General features: G+C 64.2%; 12 protein-coding genes. 5 read left to right on the top strand and 7 right to left on the bottom strand.

Going from position 1 to position 16,666, the window contains the following annotated elements; all coding sequences use genetic code 11:
* Positions 1-14: 14 nt before the first annotated feature.
* Positions 15-1,478 (bottom strand): hypothetical protein, encoded by a 1,464-nt coding sequence (locus PXK07_RS01495; protein WP_274846412.1) that lies wholly within the window; start codon positions 1,476-1,478, stop codon positions 15-17.
* A 271-nt stretch (positions 1,479-1,749) separates the two neighbouring features.
* On the opposite strand from PXK07_RS01495, the gene PXK07_RS01490 reads away from it, so the two are divergent.
* The gene (locus tag PXK07_RS01490; RefSeq protein WP_274846411.1) at positions 1,750-2,502 is read left to right on the top strand and encodes a WecB/TagA/CpsF family glycosyltransferase; all 753 of its coding nucleotides are present in this window, start codon (positions 1,750-1,752) and stop codon (positions 2,500-2,502) included.
* 262 nt (positions 2,503-2,764) lie between these two features.
* Here PXK07_RS01490 and PXK07_RS01485 read toward each other — a convergent pair whose 3' ends face one another.
* Positions 2,765-3,802, bottom strand: coding sequence for a glycosyltransferase family 2 protein (locus PXK07_RS01485; protein WP_274846410.1), 1,038 nt, complete (start codon positions 3,800-3,802; stop codon positions 2,765-2,767).
* Positions 3,802-4,878 (bottom strand): glycosyltransferase family 2 protein, encoded by a 1,077-nt coding sequence (locus tag PXK07_RS01480; protein ID WP_274846409.1) that lies wholly within the window; start codon positions 4,876-4,878, stop codon positions 3,802-3,804. The genes PXK07_RS01485 and PXK07_RS01480 overlap by 1 nt, the downstream gene beginning before the upstream one ends.
* 179 nt (positions 4,879-5,057) lie before the next feature.
* On the opposite strand from PXK07_RS01480, the gene PXK07_RS01475 reads away from it, so the two are divergent.
* Positions 5,058-6,026, top strand: coding sequence for a glucokinase (locus PXK07_RS01475; protein WP_274846408.1), 969 nt, complete (start codon positions 5,058-5,060; stop codon positions 6,024-6,026).
* A 52-nt stretch (positions 6,027-6,078) separates the two neighbouring features.
* Here the strand turns inward: PXK07_RS01475 and PXK07_RS01470 are convergent, their stop codons facing one another.
* From PXK07_RS01470 to PXK07_RS01460, 3 genes are all read right to left on the bottom strand, one after another.
* Complete coding sequence (locus tag PXK07_RS01470) at positions 6,079-9,564, bottom strand: translocation/assembly module TamB domain-containing protein (RefSeq protein WP_274846407.1); 3,486 nt, start codon at positions 9,562-9,564, stop codon at positions 6,079-6,081.
* Positions 9,561-11,372, bottom strand: coding sequence for an autotransporter assembly complex protein TamA (locus PXK07_RS01465; RefSeq protein ID WP_274846406.1), 1,812 nt, complete (start codon positions 11,370-11,372; stop codon positions 9,561-9,563). The genes PXK07_RS01470 and PXK07_RS01465 overlap by 4 nt, the downstream gene beginning before the upstream one ends.
* A 175-nt stretch (positions 11,373-11,547) precedes the next feature.
* Positions 11,548-12,780, bottom strand: coding sequence for a urate hydroxylase PuuD (locus PXK07_RS01460; RefSeq protein ID WP_274846405.1), 1,233 nt, complete (start codon positions 12,778-12,780; stop codon positions 11,548-11,550).
* Positions 12,781-12,897: 117 nt separating this feature from the next.
* On the opposite strand from PXK07_RS01460, the gene PXK07_RS01455 reads away from it, so the two are divergent.
* Positions 12,898-13,827 carry a LysR family transcriptional regulator gene (locus PXK07_RS01455; protein WP_274846404.1) on the top strand — a complete coding sequence of 310 codons (930 nt, stop codon included), beginning with the start codon at positions 12,898-12,900 and terminating at the stop codon, positions 13,825-13,827.
* Positions 13,828-14,108: 281 nt separating this feature from the next.
* On the opposite strand, the gene uraH is transcribed toward PXK07_RS01455, so the two are convergent.
* On the bottom strand, positions 14,109-14,465 hold the full coding sequence (gene uraH / locus PXK07_RS01450; RefSeq protein WP_274846403.1) for a hydroxyisourate hydrolase: 357 nt from the start codon (positions 14,463-14,465) through the stop codon (positions 14,109-14,111).
* Between the two features lie 222 nt (positions 14,466-14,687).
* Here uraH and puuE point away from each other — a divergent pair, with 222 nt between their 5' ends.
* Positions 14,688-16,103: an allantoinase PuuE gene (gene puuE, locus PXK07_RS01445; protein WP_274846402.1), complete on the top strand. Its 1,416-nt coding sequence runs from the start codon at positions 14,688-14,690 to the stop codon at positions 16,101-16,103.
* Positions 16,100-16,588, top strand: a complete 489-nt coding sequence (locus PXK07_RS01440) for an ureidoglycolate lyase (protein WP_274846401.1) — start codon at positions 16,100-16,102, stop codon at positions 16,586-16,588. The genes puuE and PXK07_RS01440 overlap by 4 nt, the downstream gene beginning before the upstream one ends.
* The last annotated feature ends 78 nt before the right edge of the window (positions 16,589-16,666 follow it).

Raw genomic sequence — 16,666 nt, 5'->3', positions numbered from 1 at the left:
AGGCTGCCGGACTGTCAGAGAAGGCTGCGCGGGCCGGTTTCACTGCCCTGTGGCGCCATCGCTTGTTGGCCGTCAAACAGGCTGCGTTTGGCGCAAAACAGCTTTGGATCGCGCAGGCGTTCCGCATAACCCAGGACTGAACCCGCGCAGAGCCAGGTGATCGGTATCAAGGTGTCGTTGAGCAGCATATCCGCAAGGGTTGCCGCCAGGATCAGGGCAATGGGCGTGGCATAGGGGGACAGCGGTTCTGTCCGGGAGCGGCGCATCTCCAGCCCCAGCAGGAAAATCGGCAGGGTGAGCAGGCCCATTTCGGCGATATAGCCAAGCCAGCCGAAGGTGCCAAAGGTGATGATCCAGCGCCCATCCGGGATCGAGACGATCCGCCCGGTCTCCAGGTCGCGCACCAGATTGCGGCCCCATCCGCCCCATCCGAACCAGGGTCGCTCGGCGGCGCGCTGCAGCATCAAGGCTTCATTGTCGAACCGGTAGCCCAGTGATTGGGCGCGGTCGGCGCTGATTGCCTCGGCCTTGGCCAGGATCGCATCCGTCGGGATCAGGCCAAGATTGCGCAGCATCGGGTAGGTGATGGCGAGCAAGGCAATCAGCACCGCAAGGCGGATCTGCCAGCGGGGCGACGCAAGGGCCACGATGGGAACGATGGCCAGGCCGTAGGCCAGCGAGGCCAGGCTCTTGCAGAGGATCAGCACGGCAAAGAGAAACAGCGCGGCCAGGGCGAACCGGGTGCGGTCCTGCTGCTTTGCCGCGCGGGCCAGGGCGGTGGCGGCCACCACGCAGGAGAAGATGAACAGGGCAAGCCACAGCGCGTGGGGCAGGAACACGATCGGTCGAAAGCCGCCCTGGCGCATCATTTGGGAGAAGTCGTGCTGGAAAAATCCGTAGATCCAGGTGTTGAGCTGCGGGCTGAAACGCACCTCGAAGAGCGCGGGCAGGCTATAGGCCACCCCGGCAACACAAAGCGCGATCAGTAGTTCCCTTTGTCCCTTTTCGTCCGACAGGTAGCGCCTTGCCAGCAGGAAGGGCATCAGCAGGATGATCTGATTGATCACCACCGAGCCCAGATCGCGCCACCTGAGACCGGGCAGCATATCGGTCAGGAAGATGATCGGGTCGGAGCTTTGCAACACTCGGAACAGGATCGGGTCTGAGTTGGTCAGAACGGTGGGGATCACGCAGGTCACGAACAGCAAGACCAGAAGCCGCGCGACCAGGGGGCGCGGCCAGAGCGGCACCGGCCTGCGCAGCAGCAGGGCGCACAGAAGAAAGGCCACCACCGAGGGAATGGAGAACTTGTCCATATCCGGCACCAGTGGCAGGTCGAACTCGGCCAGCGGTGGCAGCAGGAGATAGCCACCAATCAGGCACCAAAGGATCGCGCGCTCTAGCGGCAGGCGCAGGAACAGGACGAGGCTGACCAGGGGCCAGCCGATCAGCATCAGATATGCCAGAGGATTAGGCATCGGCGCGGAGGGCCTTTGGCGGTCTGTGTCGCGTGGCCTGCAGTGGCCGGTGCGCGAAAATGGTGAGCGAAAACGGGTGAATGGAAACGGGCGGTTGCCCCGTTGTGTTCGCGCCAGTTTAGGCGGTCTTCAGTCGGATGTCCTGTCCAATTGCGTAATCCGGTAAACGGATGGCACGAATGCCACGTTCTTTTCCCCCGTGGGGCGTTGTTACTGGTTTGGAAAGCTCCGGACAGCTATCAGATGCTGGGCAGGCAAGGATGAATGTCAGGTGTATTTCGAATTTCATAACACGAGGATCGCGATCAACATTGCTGATCGGCCCCATTTGGAGCGCGAAGTGCTGGCACGTTTTGGCGATGGTCGTGGCTTTGCCCTGGCGACGGTCAACCTAGATCACCTGGTGAAACTGGGGTGCGATGACGCCTTTCTTGCGGCCTATGCGGCGCAGGATCTGGTGGTGGCAGACGGGCGTCCGGTGGTTTGGCTGTCTCAGCTTGCAGGCAGGCCCCTGGAGCTGATGCCCGGTTCCGATATGGTCGTCCCGCTGTGCCGACTGGCGGTACGGGCGGGGGTGCCGGTTGCCTTGGTGGGCAGCACATCAGAGGCGCTTTCGGATGCGGCCGAGGCCTTGTGCGACAAGGTGCCCGGATTGGATATGGCCTTGTGTCATGCGCCCTCCGGCGCCTTTGATCCCATGGGAGACGAGGCGGAGCTGATCCTGCGGACCCTGGACCAGAAGGGCGTCCGCCTGTGCTTTCTTGCACTTGGCGCACCAAAGCAGGAGATGCTGGCCGCAAGGGGGAAGACCCTGGCGCCGGGCGTCGGATTCGCCTCGGTGGGCGCGGGCCTGGATTTCCTGGGCGGACATCAGCGCCGGGCGCCGCTATGGATGCGCAAACTGGCGTTGGAATGGCTCTGGCGGGCGCTGAGCAGTCCCGCGCGCATGGTGCCGCGATATCTGAAGTGCTTTGCCATTCTGCCGGCCCAGATCCGCCATGCGCTGCGGCTCAGGCGCCAGTAGGCGCGGGCTTCGTCGTTCGGGGCAGTTTTCCTTCACTGGCCGTAGCGCTCCCGCGCCCGCAGGTGCCCCGGCTGCGCCGGTTTCCCTTGGCGGCCTTGGGCCCGGCGCCGCACGTTGTGCGGCGCGGTTGCTTCCGGCGGTAGACCTTGCGTCTGGTGCGAAAGCAGCGCGCAGGGCGCGCTGCCGGGCCCAACGGGAGAGGGGCAGTCCGTGACTGTTCCGATCCGGGCGGGAGGGGCTGCGAAATCGGGTGACCTGGTTGCTATCCTGGGGTCTTGTATTCCAGAATGCTGCGAGAGCGGCCAAGCAAGCGGTTCCAGTGGTACTCCAATACTCCGAGAGCCTCCGGGAATTTCCCCAATACCGTGAAAAAACCCTGCTCACCCCCCATGCGCCGGGCCAGCCTTAGGATCTGCAACGGATAGGCGGTAAAGCCGATCAGTGCCCATGGGGTGACCAGAGCCGCGAACAGCAGACCCAATGGCAGAACGCAGCCCCATATCAGCGCGCGGCGGGTTTCGCGCACCCAATGCCGCTCGGGCGGCATGCCGTGTAAGGTCGCGCCTTCGGCAAAGGCGTGCCCGGCCCGCCGGGCCCGCTTTGCCCATTGGCCAAACCGCAGGATCTGAGCGTCATGCCGGGTCATCTCTGCCTCCAGGCGCCAGATCCGCCAGCCCGCCTGGCGCAGGCGTAGGCACAATTCCGGCTCTTCCCCAGCAATCAGACCTTCGCGGTAGCCGCCGACGGCCTGCAGCGGCGCCAGCCGCATCAGCGCATCGCCGCCGCAGGCTAGGGCTTCGCCTGTGGGCGTGTCCCATTCCGCATCGCACAGGCGATTATAGACCGATGCCTCGGGGTGCACTTCCCGGCGCCTGCCACAGACCACGGCAATATCCTCATGCGCCGCCAGAAAGGCGCGGGCGGTGGTGATCCAGCCCCGATCCACCACGCAGTCGCCATCGACGAATTGCACCAGCGCCTCCCGGTCGTCTCCCCCATCCTGTGCCGCCGGTGGTGCTTGTCTTGCCAGCGCCGCAAGGCCAGCATTGCGGGCGCGCGCTGCCGTGAAGGGGCGCGTCATGTCGAGTTCCACCACCTCGGCGCCCAGGGCTTGGGCCGCTGCGACCGATCCGTCGCTGGAGCCGCTATCCACATAGACAAGCCGCCGCACCTGGCCGCGGAGGGAGGCAAGGCACCGTTTCAGCCGCGCGCCTTCGTTGCGTCCGATCACCACGGCATCGACTGCCAACCGGCTGCCGTCCCGGGCGCTTGCTTCACCCGCCTTTGATCCGGTCTTCATCATGACGGCGCCTGCGTCCCTTCCGCGCGCAGATAGCTGCTATAGGTGTCGGAGCGGCTCAGGAACCCGAGATCCTGTAAGGCCTCGATTGTCGGGCCTTGGCGCGCCGTTTCCGACCAGAGCGAGAGATCCGGTGTCTTGGACAGGACCGAGAGGCGCAATTGGTCCTCTCCATGTTCAATCGCGGCGGTTTTGACCGACTGCCGGTCCCTGGCCAGGGGATCATTGGCGAATTTATAGTGTTTCAGCAGCGCGGTCATCGGGGCGACATCGACGCCGGTTGCCGCATGGGGATGCACTCCGGCCGTCACACCGGTGCCCACAAAGACCAGCGGGTGTTTGCTCAGGCAGCAGTTTTCGCCAAAGACCTTGGCGCGAATGCCGCCAAACCGCACCCTTGGTGGAGCGCTGCCGTCTGCCGCGTTTGGGCGGTTCTGGTTCAGGAAATAGCTGAGACCGGTGGCAGGCGCATGATAGTCGAAAGAGGAGACCACGCTCAGATCATAGCAGTCAAAACTGTGAAGGACCTCGCCATAGGGCATTTGGGCGACCTCTGACAGGGACCTTTGAGGAAACATCTCCAGCATCTGCGCCATCATGGCCGTATGCCCCTGGCGCTGCAGGTAACGGATCAGGCCGGCCAATCCGATTTCCTGGCGGCCTTCGAAGTCGAAGATCTCGTCCATATCCACGATCAGGCACCAGCGATCCCTGGCATAGCGACCTGCGGCAAAGCTGCGGAACATGTTTTCAAACTGCCCCCATGGGAGCTTCGATTGCACGATGGCAGTGCCGGGCTGCTGCCGGATCCGCTCGATCGTGTCGTCTTCAGAACCGTTGTCAAAGAAGACAAAATGCCGAATGCCCAGGCTTCGGTAATGGTCGAAGAAGGCTTCAAGATAATAGCTGCCATCGCGCACCAGCGCGATCAGGGTCACCTCATCCGGATTGGCAAAGGTGCTGCGCGGCCCATGCAGGTGGCGCAAGGAGGCGCGAAACCGCAGATGCGTGAAAACCTGTCGCACCCGCTTGTGCAGTCGCCGGGCGAAGGAGGTCTCGCTGGTGATATCCTTCATGGGCCTTGGTTCTGCATTGCTGTCCTGTGTCACACCCTACGGTTTGTCGGCCCTGCGGGGCAAGGGGCTCGGTCGCCCGGCCAGTGGTTATGGTTGCGCCAACATTTTGCTTTTCCTATCGAATGCGTCAGCCTAAAGTTGAGATGCGCCACAAATCAGGCGCTTGGGGGGCGCGAGGAATGACGCAGGATCTGACCGTATTGGTGGGGGATGTCGGAGGCAGCAATACGCGGCTGGCCCTGGCCGGAGCGGAGATCGGAGTGACGGGTCTCAAGCATTTTGCCAATGACGGGTTTGCCAGCCTCGATGATGTATTGGCGGCCTATTGTAGGCAGCCGGATATGCCGCCTTTGCACGGATGCTGCCTGGCCGTTGCCGGTCCGGTCTATGGCGATGCCTATCGGTTGACGAACAGGGATTGGCAGGGAACGGCGGCTGATCTTGCCAGCGCGCTGCCGCTTGAGCCGGGCGGGCAGGTCCATGTGGTCAATGATCTTGCCGCCCTCGGGCATGCCTTGCCGGTCTTGATGCCGGGGCAGCTGTCGTCGCTGCGACCGGGGCGCCAGACGAGGGAGCAGGCGTTGGTTGCCGGGGTCGGGACCGGGTTCAATGTGGCGCTTTCGGTGGCGGGGCGCACGATCGAGGCGGAACTGGGCCATGCCAGCCTGCCGGAGCCTGTGGTGCGGGAATTGACACGCCTATTGCACCGCGATCCCAAGGAGTTTCCAAGTGTCGAAGAGCTGTTCTCGGGCCGTGGCCTGGTGCGCCTGCACAGTGCCATGGGCGGCGATCCGTCCGAAGGCGGTGCCGAGATCGTCGCGGCCTTCGAAGCGGGTGCAACGCATCCGGCACAGCAGAGCGTCACCGCCTGGGCGCGGCTTCTGGGGCTGTTTGCGCGGGAACTGGTGCCTGCCTATATGCCCGGACAGGGGATCTTCTTCGCCGGCAGCGTGGCGCGCGGCGTCTTGTGCACCGATGCGCGCACGGCCTTCCTGTCTGCCTTTGCCGAGCCGCAGGGCAAGCTTGCCGATCGCTGTGCTGCACTGCCGCTTTGGCTGATTACCGATGATGCCGCCGGGGTCAGCGGCACCGCGCGCTATGCGCTGGAGGCGGCCAAGGCCCGGCTTGGAGCGCTGGCACCGGCGTGAACGGGCGGCCTGAGCGGGCACAGGCTGTCCCACCCGTCGCTGCAGGCAGGCCTCAGTAATCCCGCTTGAAGAAAAGGCCGACACCGGATTCGCCTTCGCTGTCGACCGTTCCGGTGACAGAGAGGCTGTCGGTCAGATCCAGGTTGAGGCTCAGCTCGCTTTGACCGCGGGTGTTCACATCCACATCCGTATAAAGGTTCTCGGAGAGGTATCCGCCCAGGCCCAGCCGCCCCGCGCCGATCCCGTCAAAGCCGAAATCGGCATCATCTGCCCCGGTGCCTTCGCGCAGGGTCTCCTGGGTCTTGCCGCCACGACCGCTCAGCGTCAGGGCAGAGGAGGCCAGACGCGCCAGGGCCAGCGGGGACAGATCCTTGATGTTGTCTCCGAACAGCAAGAGCGCCAGGGCTTCTTCACTGGGGCGGGGGGGATCGGATGTGACCTTGATGTCGGGCGCATCCGTGGGACCCGAGATTTCCAGCGTCGCGCTTCCCTGTTCCGTCTGCGCGCTGGAGCGGAACTCCAGGTAGGGGGTGAGGTCGCCCAGAAGCGTCACCTGCCCGTCATCCAGGGTCAGGCGGCGGCCCAGAATGTCGAAACTGCCCCGGATCAGCCCGATCTGGCCAGAGGGGACAGGGGCAGCGGTTGTGCCCTGCAGGTGAATGCGCCCGCCAAGTTCCGCGCGCAGACCGCGTCCCCGGGCAAAGATCTTGCCCGGCGCATCGATCACCACGTCCAGCGCCGTCGTGCTGCGTCCTGCGGCGGCAGCGCCCTGTTCGGCCGAGGCAATCAGCCCGGCGCGGGCGCGCGTGGCCTGCACGGCGGCGGGGGCACCGATATGCTGGATTGGCGGGATCGGTGCCGCGGTGACAGAGCCACCGGTGGCATTGAGGTTGAGATTGGTCTCTCCCACGTCGATCCGCCCGGCTAGGCGGGAGGCACCGCTCAGGGCCCCGTTCAGGCCAAGGCGCCCGTTGAGGCGGGTATCATAGCTCAGATGATCGCTCATCAGCAGATCCGACAGCAGAATGGTCAGATCCGCCTGATAGGGGGCGGTCAGCGCCACCGGACCCGAGAGCCGCAGGGTACCGCTTTTGCCGGGTTCGGCTGACAGGTTTAGAAGGGCGCGGGCGTTTTGCAGGGAGATCTGTGCGTCGATCTCATCGACGCGCTGCCCGGCGGCAGGCAGCGCCAGGGTGGCGCCGCTGGTGGTTACGGTTCCGGTCAGGTTGTGCAGCGTTGGCACGCCGGTCATCGCCAGATCAAACCGGGCCAGCCCCTTGGCCAGATTGGGCTTGATGAAGGGATTGGCGCCCTCCAGCCGCAATTGCCCCGTGGCAACCATATCGAGCTCTCCGCGCGGCTCGGAGTAGCTGCCGGTCAGCGTGGCGCTGGCCTCGGCCGGGGCGGTTGCCTGGGCGTTCAGGTCCCAGATCCCATCCTGACGGCGCGCCGATCCAGTGGCGGTCAGCGCCCCTGCCAGTTCCGGCACGAAGCGCTGCAAGTCGTTCAGCGCGGCCTCGAAGGTGAATTCGGCCTGGCCATCGACTGTCACGCTGCCATTCAGCACAGCCGAGGAGGAATTTGGTCCACGCAGCGCGGCCTGGCCTGACAACTGGTCACCGCTGCGGGTCAGATCGGCGGAAACCTCCAACGGTCCCGGCGCCTCTGGCACAAGTGGCTGCAGGTCCTCCAGCCGTGCGGCAAGGGCCAGCTGTCCGGACCGGCTGTCCAGATGGCCGCTGGCCTGGGCGGTCAGCACCGCGCCCTCCAGCGTCATCTGATCGATGTGCAGGCCCGTCTCGTTCCGCGCGGCGCGCAGCACGAGGCTGGTGGTGCCGGGCAGGACCGTGTCAAGCTGCGCCAAGCCGCTCTTGAGATCCTGCCCTGTGAGGGTCAGATCGATGTCAAACGCCCCGGACAGCGGGGTGAGCGCGCCGCCCACTTTGGCCTCGGCCCTGCCGCCCAGGGGGCGCCCAGCCAGATCGGCAAATCGCGCAAGATCGCCGGATGCGGCATCCAGCTGCGTGATGATGGTGAGATCACTTGCAAGCGCAGAGATCGCCAGATCACCGGCCGCGCGGAGGTCGGCCCCTGTCAGGGTCATATCGGTCAGGGTCAGCGCATCTGCCCCTGCGGTGCTGAGGTGAGTGGTCAGGGCAAGACTGTCCCCAATCGCGCGGGCAAGGCCGGGGTCCTGCGGCTGGACACCTTCAAGCGCCAGGCTCAGATCGCCCTGCAGATCCCGGTTCCCGTTGCCATCGACTGTGTCACCGAGGGTGCCGACGCCCTGCAGGCGCGCCTCTTTCAGGCGCAAATCCGGGTGGGTGAGCTGCCGCAGGCTGCCCTGCAGGGACCAATCCCCGGCTTCGGTCTTTTGGGCGTGGATCTCTGCCCCGGCCAGCGTCGTGGCAGCACCTGGCACCGGCAGGAGGATCTGTGCCGCGCCCGCAGGCGGCGTGATCGTGGCCTTGATGTTTGCGGTGCTGAGCGCCCCTTGCGCCGTGCTGGCAAGGGATCCGGTCAGACGCAGCGCATCGGTGGTCAGCACCAGGGTGTCCAGCGTCACACCGCCGCCCGTTTCTGTCTGTCCGCGTGTTACAAAACGCAGGCCCGGGCCAAAGAAGCTGCGATAATCAGGCTGCAGCAGCGGATCGATATTGCCGCCAAGATCGGCATAAAAGGCAATCCCTGTTGGCTCAGGCTGGGCGTCCGCATCCCCGGCAGGTTGCGCCGCCCCGGCCAGAACGACCTGCCCTGAGAGGCGGCTTTCTCCGTTGCTGAACAAGGCGATATCGGCGCTGAAATCACTGATTGGACCGTTGCCCTTGGCCGTCAGCGTCAGATTGGGGCGGTCCGGCAGGTCGAGAAGGGCGGACATCAGACCATCGGCGCCTTCGGTCAGCGACAGATCCAGGTCGATCTGTCGCGTGCTGCTCGCATAGCCTGCCATGAGGTTCAGGCGGTCGTCGGGTCGGTCCAGCCGTGCGGCCTCCAGCTGCGTATGCAGGGCGCCATCGGCCAGGCTGAGGCTCCCGTTCAGCGACAGGCTTGCGGGCTGGCCAAGGAGATCGGCGCCAAGGTCCACCCGGCCTGCGCGGATCTCTCCCAGCTCTACCGCGACGGGCAGGTCCGGCAGCACCAGGGGTGTCGCTTCGGGGCTGGGCAGCGCGGCATCGCCGGCAACGGGTGAGGGTTTGCGCAGAAGGCTGATCGTCTCGGCGCTGAGAGTGTTGACGGAAAACCGCCCCTGCAGCAGGGCCAGCCGGTTCCAGTCCAGCTTTGCCCCTTCGATCATCAGCCAGATGCCATCGTCATCGGCGACGGTCAGCTGCTCGATCGCAGCTTGGGAGGAGAGTGCCCCCGTCAGCCCGGTGACGGTGATATAGCGGTTGTCGCCGGAAAGGCTGTCTTCAAGGAAGTCGACCAGCAGTCCGCCACTGTCGGAGCTGTCCTGTGCCTGCAGCGGGGTGACACCGGCGACAAGCAGCAGCGATGCCGTCAGTCCGGCGATCCGGGGAAGAGTAAGAAACCTGCTCAAAACGCCTGTCCTATCCCGATGTAGATCTGCGCCCCATCGGTACTGCCGCCAGAGACCGGATAGGCCAGATCCACCCGGATCGCGCCGATCCCGGCCACCAAATAGCGCAGCCCCAGCCCGGCGCCAGCGTGACTGGAGGAGTCGGACGAGATGATGCTATCCGCATCCACGTAGGCCATATCATAAAATCCCACCAGCGAGATCTTGTCGCTGATCCGACCCCTGACCTCGGCAGACAAAGCAAGATAGCCGCGCCCGCCCGCCGTGCTGCCTGCCACCGGCACGCCGAGCGATTGATACTCATGACCGCGCACCGAACCGCCGCCGCCAGAGAAGAACAGCATGGTCGGAGACACACCGCTATGGGATGGGCCGATGACGGATCCAAGCTGCGCCCGCCCGGCCAGAACGATGCGATCATCGGCGCCAAAGCCGCGATAGGCTCTGGCATCCATCGTGATCCTTGCGCCGGGATCGCTGCCCTCCAGTCCGAAAAACGGGGTGAAGCTGGCGCTCAGGAACCGGCCGGAGGTGGGATCCTGCGCGCTGTCGCGCCCGTCGTATTCGGCGCGCAGGTTGGCAAAGGCGTATTTGAACCGGCGCTTGCCAAAGGCATCCTCCGTCAGAATGGAGGTGGCACCGAGCACCGCTTCGCCGCTCAAACGCTGGGAATAGACCCGGCGCAGACCGATCCCGCCCATGGCTTCGGTGGCGGTGTAATGTTCCTGATCCAGGCTTTCGGCCTCTACCAGGTAAAAGAGATTGTCATCGGGCCCCAGGGTGGCGGGGCGATCCAGCCGCATCGCAAAGCGCCCGTCCATGTCGCTGCTGCCGCCAATGCCGCTGATCTTGGCCTCAATGCGCAGTTTTTCGGCCGCGCCAAACAGGTTGCGATGCATCCAGCTGGCAGAGACAGAGGCGCCTTCGGTCGAACTCATCTCGGCGCCGAAGGTCAGCCTGCGCGGCGGCATGTCCTGAACCTGTGCGGTTATATCCAGGGTGCCGTCGGGGTTGGCCCGTTCCGCTTCGCGAAAGGCGACAGAGGCAAAGCTGCCGGTGCGGCGCAAGCGGCTGGCCGAGCGACTGAGATCATCCGGGTGATAGATCTCGCCATGGGGGAATCCCGCAATGGCGCGGATCGCCTCTTCGCGCACGTCACTGGGGCCTGCCACTGTCAGAGTGCCAAAGCGCAGTTGTGGCCCGGGATGGATTTTCAAACGCGCGTTCAGCTGCGCTGTGCGGTGATCGGCGGTGATCGTTTGCCCGGCCAGCGCGGCCTTGGCGTGACCCGCCTGCCGCCAGGCGCTGATCCCGGCATTGGCGGCATCGCGCAGGACGCCGGTGCTGGCCGGGGCGCCGCTGGCAAACCCGTCTGGCAGCGCGCTGTCGCTGGCCGTGGGCCAGGGTTGCACAGCCGCCGTGCCAAAGGTGAAAGCGGGGCCGGGGGTCACGGTGATTTCGATCCGCTCGATCCGGGCCGGGGGCTGGATCGGATCGATCCCGGCGGCTTCGCGCCCGTCCAGGCGGATCGTCACCACTGGCGCAAAATGCCCGGCATCGTAAAGAACCTGCACCAATGTGCGGTAATCCGAGAGGGCGGCCGCCAGAAGATCCTGGACATCTGCGCCCGCCCGCGATGCGAGCACGGCAGAGGAATCTTCCAGCCGTGCCGTAAGATCTGTGGGGGCGTTCGGTGCAATCAGGGCGGTTTCCGCCGCCTGTGCTGCCCCCGCGACAACAGATCCGCACAGCAGCAGGGACTGCGCCATCCCCGAAAGGCTGGAGCGAATTCGCGGTCTTGGCAACATCTGATCTCCGGGCAGCGGCAAGGCGGTGTATCACCTCTTTCGGGCAGACCGTATCACAGCAAGACCCGAGGTACACCCATCCCGCAGGGCAGTCGCCGCCGCACGAAGGCCGGGCGGCGGAATGATGCGCATCAGGGTAGGGAAAGGGCCGCCTGCACCTATAACTGCCTCGCGCCTACATCTGCGCGGCGCGGAACCAGCGGCGGATGGCGGCGCGATCCTCGGGTTCCATATAGGTGATATTGGCAGGCGGCATGGCATGGGTGAGGCCTGCCTGCAGGTAGATCTCGCGGGCGCGGCGGGCCACATCGGCTTCGGTTTCCAAGAGCACCCCCTTGGGGGCGGTGCGGATGCCGTCCCAGAAGGGCTCGCGCGCGTGGCACATGCTGCAGCGGCCCATGACGATCTCATGCACCTCTTCGAACCCGTCTGTGGTGGCCAGAACCAGGGCGGTACCGCTCAGGGCGGCGGTCTCGGTCTCTTCGTCGCCGTCATGCTCCAGCCCGGCGCTGGACAGGATGATGACGCCAAGGAACAAGAGTGCCGTCACCGCCCAGGTCCAGATGGGGTTGCCCGCGCGGGCGTGGCGGGTGTTGAAGTAATGCCGGATGGTGACGCCCATCAGGAAGACCAGCGCCGCGATCAGCCAGTTGTACTCACTGGCAAAGGCCAGCGGGTAATGGTTGGACAGCATCAGGAAGATGACCGGCAGCGTCAGGTAATTGTTATGGGTCGAGCGCAGCTTGGCGATCTTGCCGTATTTTGCATCCGGGCTGCGGCCCTCTTGCAAGTCCTTCACCACGATGCGCTGGTTCGGCATGATGATGAAAAAGACATTCGCGGTCATGATGGTGGCGGTGAAGGCGCCAAGGTGCAGCATCATGGCGCGTCCGGTGAAGACCTGGTTCAATCCCCAGCCCATTGCCACCAGCAGCAGGAACAGAAGCACCATCAAGAGGGTCGGGCGCTCGGCCAGGCCGGATTTGCACAGGCGGTCATAGACGATCCAGCCGATCGACAGGGTCGTCGCCGAAATCGCGATCCCCTGCCAGAGGGTCAGCTCCGCCTTGGACTGGTCGATGAGATAGAGCTCGCCGCCCGCCCAGTAGACCACCATCAGAAGGGCAAAACCGGACAGCCACGTGGAATAGCTCTCCCATTTGAACCAGGTGAGGTGCTCGGGCATCTCGGAGGGCGCCACCAGGTATTTGCGGATGTGATAGAAGCCGCCGCCATGGACCTGCCATTCCTCGCCATGGGCGCCGGGGGGCAGATCGGGGGCCTTGCGCAGGCCAAGGTCCAGCGCGATGAAATAGAAGGAGGATCCGATCCAGGCAATCGCCGTGATCACATGCAGCCAGCGGACGGCAAAGCCGAGCCAATCCCACATCATCACCAGTTCAAACATGCGCATAGATCCCTGTATTTCTGCTGCCGTCCTAGACTAGGCAAAGTGGCTTTTATTCGGTATTGCGGATAAATTCCAAACTGCATCAAAAAAATCAGAAGAATAGAGCCGACCTCCATGTCTTATCTCGACAATATACGCACCTTTGTCCGTGTCTATGAGCTTGGCTCGATGTCGGCGGCGGGGCGGGATCTGAGGATCTCTCCGGCTGTAACTTCAGCGCGGATTTCCCAGCTTGAGGATTATTTGGGCGTGCGGCTGTTCCAGCGCACCACCCGCAACCTGACCGCAACCGAGCAGGGGCAGGTGTTCTATTCCGGTGCGGTTCAGGTGCTGGAGGCGGTGGATCAGGCCGAAGCCAAGGTAATGCATCTGACCGATGCGCCGCGCGGCACGCTGTTCGTGGCGGCGCCCCTGGGGGTGGGGCGGCGTCTGGTGGCGCCTGCGGTGCCGGAATTTCTGGCGGCCTACCCCGAGATCAACCTGCGGCTGCGCCTGTCGGATCGGGCGGTGGACCTGACCACCGAAGGGCTGGATCTGGCCTTTTTCCTGGGCCAGCCAGAGGACAGCAACCTCAGGATCCGCAAGATCGCCGATTGCAAACGGGTGCTCTGCGCGGCGCCGGAGTATATTGCCCGGCACGGCATGCCCCGGGATGGGGCGGCGCTATTGCGCGAGGGGCACAATTGCCTGAACCTGCGCTATCCCGGTGCCAGCGAGTTTCAATGGATGCTGCAGACACCCGAGGGGCCCCAGCGCTTTGCGGTGGCGGGGCGATATGAATGCGACGATGGCGACGTGCTGACCGACTGGGCGCTGGCGGGCGAAGGGATCGCCCTGAAACCGGTCTTCGAGGTGGCCACTCATCTGGCGGAGGGGCGGCTGGTGCCCGTGGCCTGTGAGACGCCTCCGGTTCCGGCGCAGATGGCCTGTCTCTATACCCATCGCCGCCACCAGGACCCGAAGACGCGATTGTTCATGGATTTCATGACCGAGCGTATGGCGCGGGCCATGCGGCTGGCGGAAGGATCGGTGGGCAGCGCCTAGGGGCGGGGATCTCCCGCCTCTGAAGGGGCCTTGCGGCCCATTGCAGAGTTGGGCCTGGCGCTGCTGCGCAGCGCTGTAGGTGTAGGGATGCGCTGCTGCGCAGCGCTGTAGGTTTAGGGACGCGCTGCGCGGCAGCGCTCAGGAATGCTGAGAAGCGGTTCAGGGGCAGGTCTGCCCTGAACGCGCCAGGTCCAGTGTCAGGCGCAGATCTCCGCCTCAAGGGCAAGGCGCGCGAAGCGCGCAGGCTGCGCCTCCCTTGACCCGGAGATCTGCAGGGGGCGTTAACTGCCGCGGTAGGTGGAATATCCGAAGGGCGATAGCAGCAGTGGCACGTGATAGTGCGCCGCTGGATCGCTGATGCCAAAGCGGATCGGGACGATGTCGAGAAACAGCGGATCCTCGGCGCCCTGGCCTGTTGCGCGCAGATAGCCGCCCGCGTCGAACTCCAACTCGTAGGCGCCGGGGGCAAAGTCATCCTGGGGCAGGATCGGTGCATCGGTGCGCCCGTCGTCATTGGTCTGCATCTGGGCGAGCTGGAAACGGCTGCCGCCCTCCACTCGGTAAAGGGTGATCGTCATCCCGGCGGCGGGGCAACCACGTGCGGTGTCCAGGACATGGGTGGTGAGGTATCCGGTCATTGCCTGTTTCCTAAGCTAATCCACTTCTGTGCCGCTTCTTCCTGCACCAAGTCGCATCATTGGGCAAATGAGCCGCGATTGACAGTGTATTCGTTAAATTTTGAAAAAGGCGGACTGTCTTCTGCCATTATAAGGATAAACGTAGATGAGCCCGGCGACGGGTCTAGTGGCATGTCCGCGCAGAGTTGCGACTTTTGGCTGCCCAGGGAAAGAGACGCAGAGATGAACAGATATCCACGCGATATGATCGGCTATGGGGCGACGCCCCCGCATGCGGCCTGGCCGGAAGACGCGAAGATCGCGGTGCAATTCGTATTGAACTACGAAGAGGGGGGAGAAAACTCCATCCTGCATGGCGATGGCGGATCGGAAGCCTTCCTGTCTGATATTGCAGGGGCGGCGTCCTGGCCGGGTCAGCGGCATTGGAACATGGAGTCGATCTATGAATACGGTGCGCGCGCAGGCTTCTGGCGGCTGCACCGCCTGTTCACCTCGGCAGCAATCCCGGTGACGATCTACGGGGTGGCCTCGGCCCTGGCGCGATCCCCGGAACAGGTTCAGGCCATGAAGGCCGCCGGTTGGGAGATCGCCAGCCACGGGCTGAAATGGGTCGAACACAAGGACATGCCAGAGGAGGAAGAGCGCGCTGCCATTGCCGAGGCGATCCGCCTACATACCGAAGTTGTCGGAACGCGTCCGCGCGGCTGGTACACAGGCCGCTGCAGCAGCAACACCGTGCGGCTGGTGGCCGAGGAGGGCGGCTTTGACTATATCTCGGATACCTATGATGACGATCTGCCCTACTGGCTGGAGGTCGGGGAACGCGATCAGTTGATCATCCCCTATACGCTGGAGGCAAACGACATGCGTTTTGCCACGGCGCCGGGATACATCACCGGAGAGCAGTTCTTTCAGTATCTGAAGGATGCCTTTGATGTGCTCTATGCCGAAGGGGAGGCAGGCGCACCCAAGATGATGTCGGTGGGGCTGCATTGCCGCCTGATCGGGCGGCCGGGCAAGATCGCAGGCCTGAAACGCTTCCTTGACTATATCCAGGCCTTTGAGGGCGTCTGGTGTCCCCGCCGGATCGATATTGCCGAGCATTGGGCGAAGACCCATCCGCATCAGCGGCGGCAGCGGCCCAGCCGGATGCAACGAGACAGCTTTGTTGCGGCCTATGGCGGGATTTTCGAGCACTCGCCCTGGATTACAGAGCGCGCCTTTGATCTGGAACTGGGGCCTGCCCATGACACCGCCCTGGGGCTGCACAATGCGCTGTGCCGCATGTTCCGCTCTGCCAGCGAGGAGGAACGGCTTGGCGTTCTGACCGAGCATCCCGATCTGGCCGGGAAACTGGCGGCGGCCAAGCGTCTGACCGCCGAAAGCACCTCTGAGCAGGCCAGCGCTGGGCTGGATGCCTTGACGGATGAGGAGCGCGAGACCTTCACGCGCCTGAATGCCTCTTACGTGGAAAAGCACGGCTTTCCCTTCATCATCGCGGTGCGCGATCACGACAAGGCGTCGATCCTGGCGGCCTTTGAACGACGCATCGGCAATTCCCGCGAGGTGGAATTTGACGAAGCCTGCCGCCAGGTGGAGCGCATCGCCGAGTTCCGGCTGAAAGACATCCTGCCATGAGCGAGGTCATCGAGATCCAGCCGATCACTGCAGAGGGTTTCAAACCCTTCGGAGATCTGATCGATACTGCAGGCGCGCCGGACAAGATCATCAACCAGGGGCTCTGCGGGCGATATCACGACCGCGCCACACTGGATTTCTCGGACGGTCGGGCAGGGGTGAGCCTGTTCAAGGCCGAACCGCGTCAGCTGCCGCTGAGGCTTGAGATGGTGGAACGGCACCCGGAGGGAAGCCAGGCCTTTATCCCGATGAGCGAACACGGCTTCCTTGTGATCGTTGCCCAGGATTTGGGCGATCGACCCGGCAGGCCGCTGGCATTTGAGACAGAGCCGGGACAGGTCCTCAATTTCCATCGCGGCACCTGGCACGGTGTGTTGACGCCGCTGGCGGCACCGGGCCTTTTTGCCGTGGTGGATCGGATCGGACCCGGCGCGAACCTGCAGGAGCACTGGTTCGATACCCCATATGAGGTGAGGCGCCCGTGACGGGCGCCTTGTCTTTTGTCAATCCGCCCGCGCAAGAGGCGGAAATTTGAACAAAGCCAATACACTCAACAGTAGAGG

Origin of the sequence: Phaeobacter sp. QD34_24 (assembly GCF_028890115.1) — a bacterium.
In the GTDB taxonomy this organism is placed as follows: domain Bacteria; phylum Pseudomonadota; class Alphaproteobacteria; order Rhodobacterales; family Rhodobacteraceae; genus Phycobacter.
This window is presented reverse-complemented; position numbering and strand designations above follow the sequence as displayed.